Below are 19,103 nucleotides of genomic sequence, written 5' to 3'. Positions count from 1 at the left end.
TGTCGTCGTGATGCCCCGCATCACAGCATGGTTGAGCCACCGTTCACGCTGATAACCTGACCGGTAACAAAGGCGGCGTCTTCACTGGCCAGATACGCCACCATCGACGCTACTTCGCGGGTTTTCGCCGCCCGCCCGGCGGGAATGACACTGAGGAATTTTTCGGCAACGTCTGGCTGCTCGTTGAGAAATTTATCGAGAATTGCAGTCTGCACGGCACAGGGTGCCACGGTGTTAACGGTGATGTTGTCAGGCGCAAACTCCCGTGCCAGCCCGGTGGTCATGCCGTGAACCCCACCTTTAGCTGCGTTGTAGGCCGCGTGATTGGCCAGGCCATTGCGCACCGAATCGGCACCGATGTTTATAATGCGGCCATACTGTCGCGATCGCATTCCCGGCAGTACGCACCAGCTACACCACAGTGCCGTCCAGAGATTGCGCTCAACCGTTTTTACCAGTGTTTCCGGCGTATGCTCCAAAAATGGCAGAATGATGCCACCCCCGGCATTGTTCACCAGAATATCGGCCCCGCCCTGTTCCTCAGCCAGTGCCACCAGTGCCTGCGCGTCAGTCTGAGACGACAGGTCGCCAGCCAAAGTACGAACCCGAATACCCAGCTTCTCTGCTACCACCGCCAATTCGTCAGACAGGGCAGTCAATTTGTCGGCCTCCAGATCGGCCAGCACCAGATTCGCCCCCCGCTCAGCCAGTGTCGCCGCAATGGCACGACCGATATCACTACAGGCGCCGGTGACGATGGCGAGTCTGTTTTTAAGCGAATCCCCAGCCATTATTCCGCGTCCTCGCCGATAATTTTTCCGGCACTGGAAAATTCCGGTTTGGGCCGCCCACCCCAGAGATCCATGGTCGATGCGGAGTTTTCCAGCATTCTCGGTTCGCGGGCACCCTCGACGGGGAACTCCTCCATACCAAAGCTGAACTCGGCGGTCATGCCGTCGGGGTCAAGGAAATACAGAAAGACACTGCCCGAGGGCTTGTGACGACCTGGGCCAAAGACGATTTCCACTCCTTCGTCCAACAGGCGATTGCGGGTTCGCCCGATGTCGTCAATTTCACTGACCATAAAGTTCACGTGGTGCAGGCCGTTTTCCGCACTTTTCACCAGAGCCAGACTGTGGTGCAAGGGGTTCGGGTAACAGCGCGCCCACACCGCCTTGTCCTCGACAAAGTCTGAACTTAACAGGCCGAAATCCCGCTCCAGCACCGCCCAGCAGGCGTCGATGTCTGCCACCCGCAGCACCACATGTCCCAGCCGCTGGATATTGGCAAGGCCCGGTTGATAAGGCCGACCCAGCTCCATTACCGAAGCGAAATACTCAAACACAACACCGGTGGTTGGCTCATACACCCTGAAACCTTCCGCCACCCGCAAAAAGCCAAGCTCCTCTGCGGGAATATCGCGCACCTGATAATTCAGCCCCTCAAAGTGCTGACGGGCCTTATTCAGTTCCGCCTTCGCAGCTAATTGAAAACCCACCCTGCGCAAGCCAGGCTCCGACGCCTGATAAAGAATCAAGCTGGCGGCATGGTCGTCGCAGCGCAGCGCAACGCACTCAGGCTGCTCACCACTGACCTCCAAACCCAGTAAATCGCTATAAAACGCCCTTGAGGCCGACAGATCACTGACGTTCAACGCCACGTAGCTGAGCTGACGATATAAAAATGGAGCACCCATATTGATCTGCCCTTCTCGTTATTCTGAATAGGTCGATGCTTGAAGAAAAACTTACAAACCGTGTAAACGAACTGTATTTTAAATAGAGAGCTTTTGTCAACACTATTTTTGATGGAACAGGTGAGCCTGTAACGGCGGAGAGGTGCAGCAAGACAATGCAACGCCACCACATATGCCAATAACCCAGCACTTGCGATTCTTTGCTATGTGATTGAGGCAGGGCGGCGTTTACTGCACCGCACGGGAGTTAGGGGAGAGCAACAAGGCGTCTCGGAACCGATTCGCCAACGATACAACCAGCGCAATTAATGATCACGCCCGGAACAAGGCTGAAAGTTACGAGACAAACACTGCGAGCGTGATCTTTGGGCCACGATGACTACCTGGCAAGAGGCATCAAAGCCGCCCAAAAATACTATTACTTGTCCTTGACCAGCAGCTCACTCTTCATCGACTTGAGATTACGATTCAGCTTCTTGAGCACCTCGACGGTTTGAACCACCTCTTCAAGACTGATGTCTTCCAACATTTGCCTGTTGTTTTCAAGGGTAATGACACGCATTTCCTTGATCACCCGACGACCTTCCTTGGTAATAAAAATCCGCTTGATACGGCGGTCGCTGGGGTCGGGGCGGCGCTCAACCATACCCACGTCTTCAAGGCGGTCAATCAGGCCACTGAGGGTAACCTTTCCCAGATCCATGTCGTCGGCGAGATCAGACTGGGTGAGCCCATCGCGGCGAGAGAGATAAGCCAGCGCCCACGCCTGGGAGCGCGTCACCTTCAATGGCTTAAAGATCTCGTCAATGACAATCCGACGCAGGCGAGCGGAGTCGTGAATCATAAACCCCAGACGGATTTTGGCGTCTTCATCGGACACCGTCGCGTCACTGGACAACGCAGCATCATATCCCTTTGAACTCGGCAGCTTAGCCATATCAACACTCCAATCATCGACAGCTTGAAAACTGTACTTACACCCAAATATTAACCTTTCATATAGTAACAATTCCCATACGGAAAGTACGCATATTTGTCGGAGAATTTTATCAGTAACCAACACAGGATCAGTTAGCAGACAACACCGCTGACGGCCTAGGGTGAACCCCTGAAAGGTAACGCCAGCGCGACACTCTCGCCGCGCCTTGAACGCTGCCTGAATTCATCGGGAGACATACCAAACCAGCGTTTGAAAGCGCGTCGAAAATTCGAGCTGTCATGATAGTTCAACAGTGATGCCACCGCGTCAATGCTCAACTGGGAGTTGCATAAATAGCCCTCGGCGAGGGAAATTAACACTCGATCGCGCACCTCTCGAAAGCCAGTACCCTCCTCTTTCAGCCGCCTCGCCAGAGTTCGCTTACTCACGAATAGCGCGGCAGCAACGTCCACCTCTGCCATTTGATGGTTGACGTTGGACAATAGCAGGCGGCGCACCTGTACCGCCGTACTGTGATATTCACTGGTCATATCGCGCAGGAGATCGCGGCACTGAAGCAAGGCCAGCTCATAGTTGCGAGGGTCGGAGGACACATTCGGCGTAGGCGCCAGAGCAATGGGAATGCGCAGCACATTTTCGCTGCTCTCAAAAGTGACCGGCAGAGGGTAAACATCGCGGTATCGCCCCGCGTATTCCGGCGGCGCGTAATCCAACTCCAGCCTGGCGTCCGAGAGCGGCCTGCCCAGCAGCGATCCTGCGATGGCAATCACCGCCAGACTGAGAGTTTCAATAAACAATCGATACACTTTGGGTGTGACACCGGGGCTGGCAAACATGCGGCATTCCAGCCACTTGTCACTTCGACGCAGGGTGATGGCGGTGAGGTTCATACGCAGAGGCAGGTAATCTTCGAAGGCTTCCAGCGCTTCTATCAGAGTCGGGCTGCTGTTCACCAGGAACCCCAGTGGGCCGTGAGTCGCCGGAGTAATTCGCTGGCCGTAATACAGGCCAAACGCGGGATCACCCGCCAGATCCAGGGCATTACTCAAAATCTGCACTTGCTGACGCCCATTGATATGGATGTCGTCGCGAAGTAAGTCCTTACCTTCAATACCTGCGCCCATTGTCAGCAGGCCCAACTGTCGCTCACTAAGTCCCAAAGCACGGGCAGCCACCCGCGAGTAGGTCATCGGGATCGCCGCATTGGTCATTATGCTGTCGGAAAATTCCATTATCAGACCCAGTTCACATCAGGTTTCGATCACCCTGTGAGTATGGCACAAAATGACCCCTCAATGGCAACAAATGACCTCCCCAAATACAGGCTTTTCTCCATAATGAATCCACGGCTGAGGAAAACCCCACGCCACCGACAATAATTTTTAGAGGTGAACCAAGATGTTTGACTACCTGCGATATTATTTCGGGCCATTGCTTCAAGTTGCTGCTGCCATCGGCATTATTGCTGGCGGCATCTATACCTGGACCGGCCTGTCCACACTGTTTATTCTCGCATTTCTCGATGGCGTCCTGCCACGGGATATGCGCTCGCGATCCATTCGCAACGACAACCTGGCCCTCATTCCCATTTGGCTGGGGGCGATTATGGCCGTCGGTCTGTACCTGATACTTGCCTGGCAAATCGGCCAGGGCGGCATGAGCACGATTGAGATTGTCGGCGGCATGCTGTCGGCATCATGGCTGGGCGTTATTATCGGTGTACCCACGACCCACGAGCTTTACCACAAGCAAGGCGCCGTGAAGAAATTCATCGGCACCTACTGCCAGGTAATTTATCTCGACTCCACGCGGAACATCGCTCATATGGTAGGTCATCACCTCGACGTGGGCACCCCGGAAGATTGCGATACCGCTGAGCGCGGCAAAACCCTCTACACCTTTGCCCCGGCAGCAGTGATCGAAAGCACCAAGACGGCCTGGCGCCTGGAAAGCGAAGCACTGATGAAGCGCGGCTATTCACGCTGGTCGATTCACCATCAGGTATGGAAGGCACTGATTGCCCTGATCGTGTTCGCTGCAGCGATGTATGCCCTGGGTGGCGCTACAGCAATGGGCTTTGGTCTGCTGGGCGCAGCACTGGCACGCCTGTGGGTAGAAACCTTTAACTACTTCCAGCACTACGGTCAGGTGCGCGTAGCCGGCAAGCCTATCGGTCGCCGCCATGTATGGAATCACCTCCAGCCCTTAAGCCGCCTGGTTGCCTTTGAAATTACCAATCATGCCGACCACCATCTGGATGCCTATATTCCCTACTACCGTCTGAAGCCGGACACCTCTGCGGTAAAAGTTCCCAATGTATTCATCTGCTTCCTGACGGCATTGGTTCCGCCGCTATGGCACCGCTTCGTCATCATGCCAGCGCTGAAAGAATGGGACCTGAACTTCGCCAGTGCGGAAGAACGGGAACTGGCTCGACAGCAGAACCTCGCCGCCGGCTGGCCAGACTGGTTCGCCGAAGCGCCTCAGGCACAAATGAGCAACGCCTGATACTGGCCACTGACTATCCCAACCCTTCGGGCAGCGCTATCGCTGCCCTTTTTTTGCGTGTTGACCACACCGGTCGCGAGCAAAGTACAAGAACACGCAACTCGACACCTTAACAATAAAAAGCGGAGTCGCTATGGCGCATCATGCTTCTGGTTTTACCCTAGGCTTACTTATCGCAATGACAACGGTCAGCAGCCACGCTATTGCCGGACTGGGCAGCTATCTCAACGGAGCGGGTACGAATAATCGTGCATTGTCCGGGGCTGGCGTCGCCTTCGCCGAAGACGGTATGGGCATGGCCACCAACCCCGCCGGCCTGGCCTCATTGACGCGAGATGGCTGGCAGATTGGTAGCATCTTCCTCACCGCGGAACAAACTGCCTACGCCAGTGATGTTTCGGCAGGAAGCTCCCCCTCCGGGGGATTGGTAATAGCACCGGGCAAGCGTACCGCGGAGCCCGATGTGCCCGCCGAAATTGAAGGCGTCTTCCCCATCCCCTTCGGGGCAATTCACCGGCGCATTGACGAACGCCATGCTATGGGCCTTGTGTTTTACGGCAATGGCGGCATCAACATCAACTACAAGACCTTCGACAATCCCAACTGCCCACAGGGTACACCGCAACAGGGTTATCTTTGCTTTGGCGACACTGGCTCCGATATCGCCCAGTTGTTTATTTCCCCGACCTGGGCCTATACCGCCAATGAGCATCTGCGCCTTGGCTTGAGCCCAACTGTTATTTACCAAACGATAGAAATCAATGGCTTCAGCATTTTCGCACCCGCCTCGCGGGCACCTGACAAGATTAGTAACAACGGCCACTCCGGCAGTATCGGCTACGCGCTAAAGGCGGGAGCCGACCTAGATTTCAGCGACACTTTGCGTGCCGGACTCACTGTGCAATCACGGGGGCGTATGCAAAAACACAGTGAATACGCCGGGCTGCTCGCAGAACAGGGCTCGCTGGACGTCGCACCCTATATTCAGTCCGGTATTGCCTGGCAGGCCAGTGCGACACTGACTCTGTTAGCGGATTTCCAACGCATCTATTTTTCCAAAGTGAAATCCCTGGCCAACCCCGGCAATGCACCGGGGAGGTACGGCGATCGCGACGGCCCCGGCTTTGGCTGGGACGACCTGACGGTGATTAAACTGGGTTTGCATTACCGCGCCAGCGACCGCACCACGCTTCGCCTGGGCTTCGCAGATATTCAACGCAAACCCTTTGGCCGGGATCAGGTGCTGAACAATCTGGTGTCCACCGCCGTCTTCGACGAGCGTATCAACATGGGCTTAAGCCGCGCCATGGCTAAAGGCACCTTCGATATCGCCCTCAACTACGTACCAAAGAAAAAAATCACCGGCGTTAACCCCGGCGTTCCCGATCAAACGATTACCCTGAGCAACACTCTTTTTTCCCTGGATATCGGTTGGCGACAGGGGTTCTGACAACTCGGCAAACAGGAACGATTGATAACACACCGGGACTCACTGCATTGCTTCCGCTAAAACTGTATCAACAGACATAAAAAAACCGCGACTCGAGGAAGTCGCGGTTTGATTCTCTTCCAGCCCAAACCTGAAGGCATACACCTTCAGGCCGACACGCTAGTACGACTTGGGCATACCCAGTACTTTCTCGCCAATAAACGACAGAATCATTTGTTCGGTCACCGGGGCAATTCGCGGCAGGATGGACTCACGGAACAAACGCTCAACGTGGTATTCCCGCGCGTAACCCATGCCCCCGTGGGTGAGCACCGCTTTGGTACAAGCGTCAAAGGCGGCGCGGGCACTGAGGAATTTCGCCGCATTGGCTTCGGCGCCACAGGCGTGGCCCTTGTCGTACAAGTCGGCAGCGCGCAGACACATCCAGTAGGCGGATTCGAGGTAGGTCCACGCTTCCGCCAAGGGGTGTTGAATCCCCTGGTTCTGGCCAATCGGTCGCCCAAACACCACCCGCTCACGGGCGTATTGTGCGGCCTTGTCGAGAGCGGCTCGGCCAATACCGACCGCTTCAATGCCCACCAGCACGCGCTCGGGGTTGAGGCTGTCGAGGATATAATAGAAGCCCTTGCCCTCCTCGCCGATCCTGTCACAGTCGGGAATAAAGTAGTCGTCGATATAGGTGGCGTTCGAGTCGACCGCGTTGCGACCGAGTTTTTTGATTCGACGCACTTCAATCTTGCTGCGATCGAGGTCGGCATAGAACAAGGTCATGCCATCGGTCGGACGTTTGCACTCTTCCTTGGGGGTAGTGCGCGCCAACAGCACAATTTTATGGGCTTCCTGGCCGGTCGAGGTCCACATTTTGCGACCGTTGACGATGTAGCCGCCATCCACCTTTTTGGCGAAGGTTTTAATACTTGTGGTGTCCAGTCCGGCATCCGGTTCGGTCACTCCAAAGCAGGCCTTTTCCTCACCTTTGATCAGCGGTTCAAGCCAGCGTTTTTTCTGTTCAGGGCTGCCGTGAACCACAATGGAATGTGGCCCAAACAGGTTGATATGGATCGCCGAGGCCGCAGATTGGCCGCCGCCACTGGCCGCCACGGCGTGCATCATAATTGCCGCTTCGGTCACGCCCAAACCCGCGCCACCCAGCTCCTCGGGCATGGTAATGCCCAGCCAGCCGGACTGGGCCATTGCGCTGTAAAACTCTTCGGGAAAACGCGCGTGCTCATCGCAGTCCATCCAGTAGTCGTCGGTGAATTCCCCGCAGACCTTGCGTACGCTCTCGTCGATTTCTTTCTGCAATTCAGTGAGATTCAAGTCCACTGTAGCCACCTCTCAAAGTATTCAGTCATTGCACTGAAAATTATATTAGCATGTATATTGTTCTAATACGAACCATTTTGCATGATAAGTGCTCGACAACATAGAAGCACTTAACGCAACCAGCGATGCTCAAATTCCGCCGCCAGCCGGTCGCGATGATTCGGGTGAGCGATTTCGATCAAGCGCCGCCCCCGAGTGATGAAGTCCGCACCGCGCAAATGAGCGCAACCGTACTCTGTCACCACGACATCAACTAAATATTGGGGCACAGAAATCGCACTGCCCACAGCCAGTTGCGCAACAATACGGGACTGCTCGCCACTGGGGTCAGCCGCCGGCAGGGCGATGATCGAACAGCCCAGCTGTTGCGCCCGGGCACCCGCGGCAAAATCCGGCAAGCCACCGGGGCCACTGACGTAGCGGCCACCCAGCATTTCGGCATTGACCTGACCCGACAGGTCGATCTCCAGAGCGGAATTTACCGCATGCAAACGCGGCACACCGGCCAACGCCTGCGGAGTATGACAGTCTTCAACACCACAGATTGTCAGTCCGTCGATATCGGCCAACTGCCCATAGAGCCCGGGCGAGCCCAGCGCAACAATACTGGTGATCGGCGCGGCGCTGTCCAATGCCCCCGCAGCCAGCAACGTCGACATACCATCGCTGGCCATGCCGCTGTGAATTCGTAAATGGCGGTGATTCTCCAGCGCCTTGGCCAGCAAGTTAGGCACCTTGCCAAGGCCACATTGCAGGGTGGCTCCATCGGGAATGATGGCGGCAATATTTTCCGCTATACGCTCAGACACACTATTGGGCTTGCCCGCATCGTAGCTGGCCAGCGCCAGGTCGCTCTCACAATAAGCATCGATATCCGCCAGGCGAATTTTCGGCGCGCCGGGAAACACGGGGACCTGTGGGTTAAACACCGCCAGAACTCGCGGGCGGTTTTTCAACAGTCCGGGCAAAAACTCGCCCTGAGGCCCCAGTGAACACCAACCCAACTCATTCGGCGGCGACACCTGTACCAGCACCGTATCAATAGCCCCGGGGGTGCACAGTTGCTGCTGAGTATTGCTATAGGACATAGGCGCGAATTTTACCTGCCCCGCCGCCAGCCCTTTTCGATAAGCACCCTGCATAAAGCTGACCGTCATGGTGCGCCCTTCACCGGCCAGATTTTGCACGTTGACACCGGGAATAAAACTGCAGAAAAATTCCACACCAACGGCCAGGTCGGGACGACTGGCAATACACTCGGTCAAGGCCCGTGGCTCTCCGGCACTGCCCGATACAAAAACCTTTTCCCCCGCACGCAGGGATTGCACCATTCGCTCGACGCTGATCGCCGTCATCGCACCACCCTCACCTGCTCGAGTGCATCAAGCACCCTCCAAACCCACAATACTGATCGCACACACGCCGTTATAAGGCACGCCACCGAGATTGTGACTAAGCCCAAGCTTAGGGTTTGGCAGTTGCCGATCGCCCGCTCGCCCCTGCAATTGCAGGTAGTGCTCGTAGACCATGCGCAAACCGGAAGCGGCAATCGGATGCCCGAAACACTTCAGGCCGCCATCAATCTGGCAGGGCAACTCGCCGTCGGCGTCGAACACACCTTCCAGTACATCGCGCCAGCCCTGACCCGGCGCGGATACACCCAGATCCTCCATGGTCACCAATTCGGTGATGGAAAAGCAGTCGTGAACTTCAAGGCTGCTCAGTTCTTGCCGAGGATTACTGATACCAGCCTCCCGGTAGGCCGCCTGTGCCGCATTGCGGGTATTCTGCACATAACTGCCATCCCACTCCTTGTACCCTTGCTCACGGCCCGAGCTGGCCGACAGCTGCAAGGACTTGATTGTCACCAGATCGGCCTTACCCAAACTGCGGGCAATTTCCGGTGTAGTGACAATGGCACAGGCGGCGCCATCGGAAACACCGCAGCAATCAAAGACCCCCAGCGGATCAGCGATCAGTGGCGCGTTGAGAATCGTGTCCATATCAACCGCTTTGCGCAAATGGGCCTTGGGGTTTTTGGCCCCATTCTGGTGACTCTTCCACGACACCCGCGCCATCGCCTGTTTCAACTCAGCCTTATCGACGCCGAATTTGGTGCGATAGCCTGCGGCCAACTGGGCAAAACCCGCCGGGGCTGAGCCATAGGGCAGCCAAAGGTCATTGAAGGTACCCTTGGGCATATGGGGCAGACCGCCGTAGCCGGTGTCCTTGAGCTTTTCTGCACCGATGGCCAAGGCGATATCCACCGCTCCCGAGGCTACCGCATAGGCGGCACCGCGCAGGGCTTCGGTGCCGGTAGCACACATATTTTCTACTCGCGTTACCGGAATTCCGTCGAGCCGCAGCGCCGTGGAAAGGGGAATGGCCGAGTTCCCCACATTGATTTTGTCCGCCGCTGAGCCAAACCAGGCGGCGCCGATGCGCGCCTTTTCAATGCCCGCGTCGGCAAGAGCCTCGTTAAAGGCCTCTGCCAGCAAATCCTCTGTCCCGGCGTTCCAACGCTCGCCAAACCGGGTACAGCCCATGCCGACAATCGCGACCTTGTCCTTGATGCCTGTTGCCATAATTACTTCCCCTCTGCCGCGGCACGTGGCCTGGCCTTCCAGAAATATCGCTGATAATGGCGCGTGCGATCACGCTCCTTGATACGGAAAGACATTTCCAGCGGCGTACCCACATCGACCCCCTCGGGGCCGACATCAACAATTTCCATCAATAAACGGGCACCGTTATCGAACTGGGCCAGGCCCATATACAGCGGCGGTGCCACCGAGAACATCAGCCAATCGGCGGTACAGGTCAGCACTGTCGCCTTCTCGTCAGCCATCGGCACAGGCTGCTGACTTTCAAAGCCGCCGCAGCTGACACAGTTCGGCAAACGCGGGAACTGGATCGTGCCACAGTCACTGCACTGACCGCCGATAAACCCAAACACCTGATCGGCCACCCGATACTGCTGGGTCAGTGCGGTTTTTTGATCTGTCTCGGCGCGCATGCCCCAATCAATGTCGATTTCGCCGCCAAAGCTGAGCATTTTCATATACGCCGTTTCTTCCAGACGACGCTCAAGGCTGCCCGCCAGCCCTCGGCGGTCAGTGCTGTTCGGCGCCCGTATCATTTCAAAGGCGATGGCCTCACAGCCCTGACCAAAGGCGGCAATCACAATAAGGTCGCCCGGCACTGCGCGTTCCAGCGCCGAAATCAACAACAGCGAGGCATGGGCGGCACCGGTGTCGCCCACTCGGTCGCGCAGATCCGGCAATACCGCCTGCGCGTCGATGCCCATTTTCTTCGCCGCAAAGGAATCGGCCCTGGGGCCGCCACCACTGAGACCAAAATGGGCCACATCACTTGCCTCTTTGCCCAGGCGTTGCAACAACCCCTTGACCGCTTCGGGAACCAGCTTGGCCACACCCTCGTCGCGAATCCACCGTTCCTCCCAGCCGTATTCATAGCTTTCGCGGGTGGCACGAAAATGGTCGATAAAGGGCACGGAGATTGATTCGCTACCCAGATAATGCGCCAGCAGGTCGTCACCGGAGTCGACCAGCAAAGCCCCTGCACCGTCGCCGAACAACATTTCCTGCGCGCTGCCCGGCTTTGCCTTACGCTGCTCACTGGCAATCAATAACTGCAGCCCACAGCCGCTTTCGCAGGCCTGACTGACGGCATTCAAGCTGGCGCGAATCGACGCGCTTTGATCGCTGACCGCAACGTTTCGGGGGGCGCTTATCGCACTGGCAATCAACGCCGCATTCTGCACATCGCCAAAGGGCGCGCTGGTGCTGGCCAGGCTCACTCGGGCCAATGCCTCGGTGGCTTCACCGCGCAGGCAGTCACGCGCCGCCTCCACCGCCATGGTAATGACATCCTCGTCCCACGAGCAAAACGCCTTTTCCCCTTTACCCAGGCCACGCAGACCCGGCAACGCCCAAGCGTGGGCCTTGGCAATTTCACTGCGCAACATGCGCCTTGCGGGTATATAGGCTCCAAACGAGCGGATACCTATCGGCTGCTGTGTGTTCATGTAGATCTCCAAAATGTACGGCGCCAGAAGCTCCAGCGGCGAATCCCTTAAACCGGATCCCAGCTAAAAATATCCATCGACCGATGCAGGGGGTACAGGTCGTCTTTAAACATAGGAAAGACCCTGTCGATGATGGCCTCGGCATTGATGCCCTCGCCGTCGCCGATATGAGCGGTGCGCACCGGGCGCGGTTGACTGAAGAAGTACACCTCATTGCCCCGAGCACCGAAAATTTGGCCATTGATATGGGCGCCGCCGTCAGCAATCAGCGCGCATACCAGCGGAGCGACTTTCTCGGGCTCCATTTTTTCAAGTATTTTCCAGCGCTCGCGACCCTCTTCCGTATCCCGGGGTATTCCCGCCATAATCATCGGCGTGAGGGCGAAAGGCGCGATGCAGTTGGAACGGACATTGAATCGCTGCATATCCAGAGCAATCGACTTGGACAATCCCACCAGTCCCATTTTGGCCGCCGCGTAATTGGATTGGCCAAAGTTGCCGATCAGGCCCGATGTCGAAGTCATGTGCACCATTGCCCCGGACCCCTGCTCCTTCATAAAGGGAGCGACCGCACGAGCGGTGTTAAAGCAGCCCTTGAGATTGACCGCTATCGACTGGTCCCATTCCTCTTCAGACATCTTGTGAAAAATGCGGTCGCGGAGTATGCCCGCATTGTTCACCAATCCATCAACTCGCCCCCAAAGATCAACGGTGGTTTGAATCATCTCTTCGACTTCAACGCGCTGCGCGATATTTGCGGTAGAGGCGATAGCTTGCCCACCGTTCTGACGAATGCCCTCTGCCACTGCTTCGGCGATCGGCTTGCCATCCTCGTCTCTGGCGAGGTCGTTGACTACAACCCTGGCACCCTGTTGGGAACAATACTCAGCAATACACTGCCCCACACCGCGACCGGCCCCGGTTATCACTACCACCTTGTCTTTTAATAAATCAGGCATTTCCACTCCCCTCGCGCCAGATTCTGGCGCGATTCTGTGAATCGACTGGCCAGTATTCGGCATTTACGTTATATTGCTAACTGTTCTCTAGCTTATAGTAATTAAATATTTGTTGTCCAGAGCCATTTGGACAAAGGGTAAAATTGCAGAAAAACAGTGATATGTGACCAGTTTATTCGCCATACCCCATGCCAACGATCGCTCATATTTTATATACGCATGCAAACCGATAACTTATTAATCATAAAAATTCGGGCCAGAAAGACCGACAAAGCAGGTGCCAGCCGTGAATAAACATTGCCAACCCCAAGCGCAACAGCAGATCAACAAACAACGGCTTAAAATTGGATTTTTGATCCACGACGTCTCCCGCCTGCGCCGGACCATTTACGACCAGTATCTGAAACCCCTTGGCATCACTCGCTCGCAGTGGTGGGTACTGGTCAATTTGTCGCGCCGCAACAGAGGGGATTACACGCAGGTCGAACTGGCCCGACAAATGGATCTGGGCAAAGTGACTCTGGGCGGTTTGATCGATCGTCTGGAAGAAGCCGGCTTTGTATCGCGGGTAGCCGACGCGCGCGACCGTCGGTCGAAGCGACTACTGATATCCCCGAAAGGAGCTGACGTCATGCAACAGATAGAAGCCATTTCCGCAAAATTGAATGGCGAGATATTAAAAAACATGACGCCGGAACAAGAAGCGCAATTGGCAGAGTTACTTTCTGCCATGAAACGCAACCTGCTGGAAATGGAATCGCCGACGGCCTCAACCCGCCCTGAAGCAACCTCTACCTTTACCTCTACAAAAGCGGAATGAAACGACTATGAACCTCGACGCCCTTCGCCATCACCAATTCGACGCCAAGCTGGCCTCTTACTCTGATCGGGATACCATGCTCTATGCGTTGAGCCTCGGCGCCGCCAGCCCACCTTACGACACCGCTGATCTGCCGCTGGTTTACGAGAAGAATCTCAAATGCCTGCCGACCATCGCCGCCGTGCTGGGCCACCCCGGGGCGTGGATGAGCGCGAAGAAATTCGACGTCACCATGACCAAGCTGCTGCACGGCGAACAACGCATTCAGTTCCACGCACCGCTGCCACCCACCGGTGATATTCGTTGCGAATATCACGTGCCAGCGGTAGTCGACAAAGGCGCCGACAAAGGCGCCTTAATGTATTTCGACAAAGTGATTTACGACCAAAACACCGAGGAAAAACTGTGTACCGTGAGCGCCTCATACTTCCTTCGCGCCGATGGGGGCTGCGGCAGCTTCGGTCAAGCACCCGCCCCCCTTGAGGCGCTACCGGACACCCCTGCGGATTTCACCGAGGAGGTGACCATCGATCCCCGGGCCGCACTGTTCTACCGATTGAACGGCGACCGCAACCCCCTCCACGCCGACCCGGACATCGCACAAAAGGCAGGCTTCAGCAAACCTATACTTCACGGCCTGTGCACCTATGGGATGTGCGGCCTGACACTAACCCGCAAAGTACTCGACTACAACGTCGAACGCGCCGCCTCCCTCGGACTGCGCTTCAGCGCCCCGGTCTACCCCGGAGAAACCTTGCTTATCGAAGGCTGGCGACTTGAGGGTCGTATTGGCTTTCGCGCGACCGTCAAACAGCGGGGCACAGTGGCCGTCAACAATGGCTGGATGACATTGCGGGAATAGACATACAGAGGGCGCGCTGCGGCTGAACTGGCCACAGCGCGAAACTTATTTAACATAGCGACAAACCAAACAGGGCACCCACATTTTCACAACGGGATGCCCAACGGTTGCTATTAATAAGTCCAGTTCAATCTGGCACCGACAATTCTCGGCGAGTTCAACACCTGATTCCGGCCGAAGTCATCGACAAACACTACTTCGTTGTAGACCTCATCGGTCACGTTTTCACCGAACACCGTCAGCTGCAGGCCCCAGGGATCGTAGAAATAGCTCACCCGGGCATTAATCAGGCTGTAGGACTCACGGGCATAGAGATCCGAGTTCTGCGGCAGGAAATAAAAGCCATCGTTGTAGTAGATATCCGCTCCCAGTTCCAGCGCACCTTCACCCAGGGGAATACTTTGGTTGAAGCCAAAGGTGTAGGTCAGCTCAGGGGTACGCACGATGTCGTTACCGGTGAAATCCCGGGCAGGCAGGGGGAAGGTGCCGCCGTTACCAAAGGCCAGACCAGTCTCCTCGTCATAACCGCGACCTTCTTCGTATTTGGTGTACTCAGAATCGAGATAGGTCGCCGCGCCGAACAACACCAGGCCGGGGTTCCACTCGGGCATCGGTGTCCACAGGAAGTCCAGCTCCGCACCGGAAATTTCGGAGTTGCCGGCGTTGTCGTAGTTCACCACCCCACCAGAGGCCAATGCCACAAATCCGGTCAGCAGATTTTCCTGCACGATATGGAACAACGCGCCATTAAGGGTTAAACCACCGTCAAACCACTGGCTTTTGAAGCCGAGTTCATAGGAATCCACCTGCTCCTCGTCAACTCTCTCCGGCTCGTCAATCAGGTTTACCGTGTTGTACGTAGGGCTCTTGAAGGCCCGGGACCAGGAGGCATAGATTTGATTGTCGTCGCCCATTGGCCGCCATTGCAATGCCACCTTGGGCGAAAACTGGGTCGACGACAACTCCGGTGGATTGTCTTCCCGGATCAAGGTGTTGTTGCCATCCTCCCCTTCGAACTCCGCTTTCGCGTTGAGCAAGTTTCGCTTCTCTTCCTGGTGGCGCAAGCCAATAGTGAGATCGATATCGGTGCCAATAAATACCGTCGCCTGGGTGTAAGCTGAGTAGGCCTCGCTATCCAGCACACCGTAGGCAAGTACCCTCGCCCCATCAGACAAGCCCTGTTGCCCCAGGCTCGTTGTCACAAGGTTGAGCACACCGCCCAACTGCTGACTGGCGGGCACACCCAATACATCAAGAATATTGGGCGCGATATCAAAGGCAATAGGGTTAAAGCCGCCGCTGGACTCAATATAGTAAAGGCCCGCCACCCACTCCATGTATTGGGAAAGTGGCGAATCAGCGTTGGAAAGGATCTGCAGCTCTGCTGTTTTCTGAAAGGACTCCTGTACGATGGACTCGATATTCACGATCGGGTCTTCACTTTTGTCGAAGTCGGCTCGCACAAAAGGTGCCGCAACTTCCTGATCGGAAACGATTACCTTGATATCGGCAAAATCCGTGCGCCAGTCCAGAATCAGCGACATGAGTTCGGCTTCTGACTGAGCACCCGCCATGGTGTCAAAACGCACGCGACGGTCGGCCTTGGGGTCCTGCTTTATTGTCCCTGCAAACACCGGAGCCACCCGAGTATTCTCGAAGGCCAACCCACCGTTATTACTGCCTTCCTGAATGGATGCCGCAAAGGTCAGCGCGATATCCTCGGAGATATCCCATCGAGCTTTAGCCCGTCCGCCCTTTGAATACACATCAATGATCGGCCCCACTTCGTTGACATAGTAGTTGTCGCGACCAGTATCAAAATATGACAGGCTTACCGCGAAGGTATCTGCCAGCGGCACACTGGCATAGAGCAACACGTTCTTCTCGTCGTAGTCGGCCTTCTCCAATTTAACATCCAGCTCCAGCTCCACCCCCGGGTCCGGGGTGATAATATTGATTGCACCACCCGTGGCATTGCGGCCAAACAGGGTACCCTGCGGCCCCTTTAACACTTCGACCCGCAGCACCCGCCCCAGGGTGTCAGTACTACCCTGAGCGCCCAGCAAGGCCACGCCATCAAGATAGAACGGCACACTGGGATCAGCGCCGGGCAGAAAGGCATCGGTACCCACACCACGGAGATAAGCGACATTAAAACCCACCGCATTGGTGATAGTGAGTCCTGGGGTAATTTTCTCCAGCTGCTGGGCGCTTTCTATACCGAAGGCATCCAGTTTATCCGCGCTAAAGGCCTGTATAGCGAGTGGGATATCCTGGGCTTTTTCTTCGCGCTTTTGGGCCGTAACCACAACCTCTTCGAGCAAGCGATTGCTACTGCGTTTCTTTTCACCACCATTCTGTTCGCCGTTGTTCTGCGCGTAACAGAGCGGGGCAACCAAAAATGCTACAGCGAGCCCCGTCGACATGCGACCCAGTGCTTTTAAAGCCATTATTTTGAACTCCAGATGATTTTTTTATTCTCTATCGCCAGGTATCCACCCATCAGGGCAAGCAACCCGTCAATTCCAGCTACCTAATCATGTTAGCTTTACTATAGCGTACGCTAACTATATTTATGCTGATCGTCGGAACCGACGATTTTCTTTGGCCACCATTGGGCGAACCTTGCCACGTGGCCTGAGCAGGCTTCGATTGATATAAGCGTAAGCTTGGTTACCGGTAGCAATTGACACTCCGCCCGGCGCGGGCGTAGACTAGCCAAAATACTATAACGAGCGCTATATACAATCGAGACCAAAAGCAGCTAACACCATCCATTAAACAGTTGAATATATTGGATTTTTACTGACTCCGACGTATAGCGAATAGAGGACCGTTTCAGATGCAAGAGCATGCAAGCCCCCAGGGCGACTATAAAGACATCGACGTCATCGTCGCCGGCGCTGGCCATAACGGCCTGGTGGCATCCTGTTACCTGGCCAAGGCCGGCCTCAAGACCCTGGTTGTTGAGGCCCATGAAACCGCCGGCGGCATGACCGCCACCAATCCCATGGCACCGGAAGCTCCCGAGCACATCATCAACGAAGCGTCTATTCACGCGTCACTGTTCCGCCTTTCGCCCATCGCCCAGGAGCTGGAACTGGAGACCAAGTACGGTTTGCGCCAGCGCCGCATCGACCCCTGCCACGTGCAACTGAGTCAGGACGGCGACGAGTCCATTGGTATGTGGAACGACCCCCGCAAAACCGCGGAAGAGATCAAGTATTTCTCCAAAAAGGACGCCGCCGCGTGGCTCGACCTCTCCAATACAATTGATCGGGCGATGAAGATCGGCCTGCCGCTGATGAACACTAACGCTCACCGCCCCAGTCCTGCGGCGGTGCTGCGCACTATGGGCGGGGCCATTCGCCACGCCCGGCATATTCCGGCCATTGTCAAGCTGATGACCAATTCCCACGCCGCCGTGCTTGAAGAGCTGTTTGAAACCGATATGGTGCGCGCCTGCCTGCTGACCGGCCTGCCCTTTATGGAATTCCGCTCTGACCTCAGCTCGTTCTGCATGATTTATCTTTCTGCTTTGCAGAGCACGGGCATTACCATGTTTGAAGGTGGCACCGGCGCCTTCCCCAAAGCCCTGATCCGCTGCCTTGAAGACCACGGCGGTTCTGTTCGTACCAGCGCCAAAATCGACGAAATTATTATCAAGGACGGTCGCGCTGCCGGAGTTCGCCTCACTAGCGGCGAAGAGATTTTCGCCAGGAAAGGGGTCGTGACCGCCTTCAGCCCGAAAATGGTGCTCAACCACCTGCTACCAGATGGCATCCTTGACCACAAAACCGCCGTAACCGCCAAGCACATCCCCACCGCCAGCCGCGGTATTGCCGATTTCAAATTGAATATCGCACTCAAGGGCAAGATTGAACCCCGCCGACACTCTGAGTGGCGCCGCAAACGGGGCTGGGATGCCGATCTGCGCCTGCCCACGCTGCAATGGGCCACCTACGAACAGGGTCTAAAGGCGTATCAGGACTGTATTCGTGGCGAAATTCCGGAAATCATCGCTGGCCTCGGCCAGGTAACCACCGCCTTCGACCCCAAAATGGCCCCCGAAGGCCACGACACTTACTGGTTCTGGTCGGGTCTCGTGCCCTTCAATCCAAATATCGGCTGGGAGAAAGCTCGAGATCAGATCAGCGACATGATTACCAAGGATTCAGCCAAGTACTACGACGGCATCGAGGAACTTGAAATCGCCCGTCGTCCTCTGGCGCCGCCCGATATCGAAAAACGCTTCCATGCCATAGACGGCAGCGTGTACCACGTTGACCCCTACGTTACCCGGTTTGGACCTGGCCGCCCGGCCTTTGCCCTTGGCGGCTATAAAACCCCTGTACCCGGTTTGTTCCTCAGTGGTTCCGGAACCCACCCCAGTGCAGGCATCTGCGGTATGCCGGGACGGAACTCGGCCCTGACCGCCATTAAGAATATGAAGTAAACCACGCTTCATTTGTAGAGATAATCACAAGAGAGGAA

The 19,103-nt window shown here is 56.0% G+C and carries 15 protein-coding genes; 5 read left to right on the top strand and 10 right to left on the bottom strand.

Annotated elements, in window-relative coordinates; genetic code table 11:
* Positions 1 to 20: 20 nt before the first annotated feature.
* From HCU74_RS01500 to HCU74_RS01485, 4 genes are all read right to left on the bottom strand, one after another.
* The gene (locus tag HCU74_RS01500; protein ID WP_168448625.1) at positions 21 to 791 is read right to left on the bottom strand and encodes an SDR family NAD(P)-dependent oxidoreductase; all 771 of its coding nucleotides are present in this window, start codon (positions 789 to 791) and stop codon (positions 21 to 23) included.
* Positions 791 to 1,696 carry a VOC family protein gene (locus HCU74_RS01495; protein ID WP_168448624.1) on the bottom strand — a complete coding sequence of 302 codons (906 nt, stop codon included), beginning with the start codon at positions 1,694 to 1,696 and terminating at the stop codon, positions 791 to 793. Before HCU74_RS01495 ends, HCU74_RS01500 begins: the two co-directional genes overlap by 1 nt.
* 418 nt (positions 1,697 to 2,114) lie before the next feature.
* Positions 2,115 to 2,633 (bottom strand): MarR family winged helix-turn-helix transcriptional regulator, encoded by a 519-nt coding sequence (locus tag HCU74_RS01490; protein WP_168448623.1) that lies wholly within the window; start codon positions 2,631 to 2,633, stop codon positions 2,115 to 2,117.
* 158 nt (positions 2,634 to 2,791) lie between these two features.
* Positions 2,792 to 3,868: an AraC family transcriptional regulator gene (locus HCU74_RS01485; protein ID WP_168448622.1), complete on the bottom strand. Its 1,077-nt coding sequence runs from the start codon at positions 3,866 to 3,868 to the stop codon at positions 2,792 to 2,794.
* Positions 3,869 to 4,034: 166 nt separating this feature from the next.
* Between HCU74_RS01485 and HCU74_RS01480 the strand changes: the two genes are divergently transcribed.
* Complete coding sequence (locus HCU74_RS01480; protein WP_168448621.1) at positions 4,035 to 5,144, top strand: alkane 1-monooxygenase; 1,110 nt, start codon at positions 4,035 to 4,037, stop codon at positions 5,142 to 5,144.
* Between the two features lie 178 nt (positions 5,145 to 5,322).
* Positions 5,323 to 6,594, top strand: a complete 1,272-nt coding sequence (locus tag HCU74_RS01475) for an OmpP1/FadL family transporter (RefSeq protein WP_168448620.1) — start codon at positions 5,323 to 5,325, stop codon at positions 6,592 to 6,594.
* 159 nt (positions 6,595 to 6,753) lie between these two features.
* On the opposite strand, the gene HCU74_RS01470 is transcribed toward HCU74_RS01475, so the two are convergent.
* From HCU74_RS01470 to HCU74_RS01450, 5 genes are all read right to left on the bottom strand, one after another.
* Positions 6,754 to 7,920 (bottom strand): acyl-CoA dehydrogenase family protein, encoded by a 1,167-nt coding sequence (locus HCU74_RS01470; protein ID WP_168448619.1) that lies wholly within the window; start codon positions 7,918 to 7,920, stop codon positions 6,754 to 6,756.
* A 110-nt stretch (positions 7,921 to 8,030) separates the two neighbouring features.
* Positions 8,031 to 9,275 carry an acetyl-CoA hydrolase/transferase family protein gene (locus tag HCU74_RS01465; protein ID WP_168448618.1) on the bottom strand — a complete coding sequence of 415 codons (1,245 nt, stop codon included), beginning with the start codon at positions 9,273 to 9,275 and terminating at the stop codon, positions 8,031 to 8,033.
* Positions 9,276 to 9,302: 27 nt separating this feature from the next.
* Positions 9,303 to 10,505: an acetyl-CoA acetyltransferase gene (locus HCU74_RS01460; RefSeq protein ID WP_168448617.1), complete on the bottom strand. Its 1,203-nt coding sequence runs from the start codon at positions 10,503 to 10,505 to the stop codon at positions 9,303 to 9,305.
* A 2-nt stretch (positions 10,506 to 10,507) separates the two neighbouring features.
* The gene (locus HCU74_RS01455) at positions 10,508 to 11,968 is read right to left on the bottom strand and encodes a 3-oxoacyl-[acyl-carrier-protein] synthase III C-terminal domain-containing protein (protein WP_168448616.1); all 1,461 of its coding nucleotides are present in this window, start codon (positions 11,966 to 11,968) and stop codon (positions 10,508 to 10,510) included.
* Between the two features lie 47 nt (positions 11,969 to 12,015).
* Positions 12,016 to 12,927, bottom strand: a complete 912-nt coding sequence (locus tag HCU74_RS01450) for an SDR family NAD(P)-dependent oxidoreductase (protein WP_168448615.1) — start codon at positions 12,925 to 12,927, stop codon at positions 12,016 to 12,018.
* A gap of 277 nt (positions 12,928 to 13,204) precedes the next feature.
* Between HCU74_RS01450 and HCU74_RS01445 the strand changes: the two genes are divergently transcribed.
* Both HCU74_RS01445 and HCU74_RS01440 read left to right on the top strand, forming a co-directional pair.
* Positions 13,205 to 13,747, top strand: coding sequence for a MarR family winged helix-turn-helix transcriptional regulator (locus tag HCU74_RS01445; protein ID WP_210425068.1), 543 nt, complete (start codon positions 13,205 to 13,207; stop codon positions 13,745 to 13,747).
* 7 nt (positions 13,748 to 13,754) lie between these two features.
* Positions 13,755 to 14,609, top strand: a complete 855-nt coding sequence (locus tag HCU74_RS01440) for a MaoC/PaaZ C-terminal domain-containing protein (RefSeq protein WP_168448614.1) — start codon at positions 13,755 to 13,757, stop codon at positions 14,607 to 14,609.
* Between the two features lie 113 nt (positions 14,610 to 14,722).
* Here HCU74_RS01440 and HCU74_RS01435 read toward each other — a convergent pair whose 3' ends face one another.
* Positions 14,723 to 17,059 (bottom strand): TonB-dependent receptor, encoded by a 2,337-nt coding sequence (locus tag HCU74_RS01435; RefSeq protein ID WP_168448613.1) that lies wholly within the window; start codon positions 17,057 to 17,059, stop codon positions 14,723 to 14,725.
* A 392-nt stretch (positions 17,060 to 17,451) separates the two neighbouring features.
* On the opposite strand from HCU74_RS01435, the gene HCU74_RS01430 reads away from it, so the two are divergent.
* On the top strand, positions 17,452 to 19,065 hold the full coding sequence (locus HCU74_RS01430) for a phytoene desaturase family protein (RefSeq protein WP_168448612.1): 1,614 nt from the start codon (positions 17,452 to 17,454) through the stop codon (positions 19,063 to 19,065).
* The last annotated feature ends 38 nt before the right edge of the window (positions 19,066 to 19,103 follow it).

This window comes from Spongiibacter thalassae, from assembly GCF_012272835.1.
GTDB lineage: Bacteria > Pseudomonadota > Gammaproteobacteria > Pseudomonadales > Spongiibacteraceae > Spongiibacter > Spongiibacter thalassae.
Note: the sequence above shows the minus strand (reverse complement) of the source record. Positions and strands in the feature narration are given on the sequence as shown.

Excerpts from the sequence above, each read along its gene's own strand:
- HCU74_RS01455 (WP_168448616.1), bottom strand. The coding sequence starts at position 11,968 with ATGAACACACAGCAGCCGATAGGTATCCGCTCGTTTGGAGCCTATATA.
- HCU74_RS01440 (WP_168448614.1), top strand. The coding sequence starts at position 13,755 with ATGAACCTCGACGCCCTTCGCCATCACCAATTCGACGCCAAGCTGGCC.
- HCU74_RS01435 (WP_168448613.1), bottom strand. The coding sequence starts at position 17,059 with ATGGCTTTAAAAGCACTGGGTCGCATGTCGACGGGGCTCGCTGTAGCA.
- HCU74_RS01465 (WP_168448618.1), bottom strand. The coding sequence starts at position 9,275 with ATGACGGCGATCAGCGTCGAGCGAATGGTGCAATCCCTGCGTGCGGGG.
- HCU74_RS01480 (WP_168448621.1), top strand. The coding sequence starts at position 4,035 with ATGTTTGACTACCTGCGATATTATTTCGGGCCATTGCTTCAAGTTGCT.
- HCU74_RS01495 (WP_168448624.1), bottom strand. The coding sequence starts at position 1,696 with ATGGGTGCTCCATTTTTATATCGTCAGCTCAGCTACGTGGCGTTGAAC.
- HCU74_RS01475 (WP_168448620.1), top strand. The coding sequence starts at position 5,323 with ATGACAACGGTCAGCAGCCACGCTATTGCCGGACTGGGCAGCTATCTC.
- HCU74_RS01460 (WP_168448617.1), bottom strand. The coding sequence starts at position 10,505 with ATGGCAACAGGCATCAAGGACAAGGTCGCGATTGTCGGCATGGGCTGT.
- HCU74_RS01450 (WP_168448615.1), bottom strand. The coding sequence starts at position 12,927 with ATGCCTGATTTATTAAAAGACAAGGTGGTAGTGATAACCGGGGCCGGT.
- HCU74_RS01430 (WP_168448612.1), top strand. The coding sequence starts at position 17,452 with ATGCAAGAGCATGCAAGCCCCCAGGGCGACTATAAAGACATCGACGTC.
- HCU74_RS01500 (WP_168448625.1), bottom strand. The coding sequence starts at position 791 with ATGGCTGGGGATTCGCTTAAAAACAGACTCGCCATCGTCACCGGCGCC.
- HCU74_RS01490 (WP_168448623.1), bottom strand. The coding sequence starts at position 2,633 with ATGGCTAAGCTGCCGAGTTCAAAGGGATATGATGCTGCGTTGTCCAGT.
- HCU74_RS01485 (WP_168448622.1), bottom strand. The coding sequence starts at position 3,868 with ATGGAATTTTCCGACAGCATAATGACCAATGCGGCGATCCCGATGACC.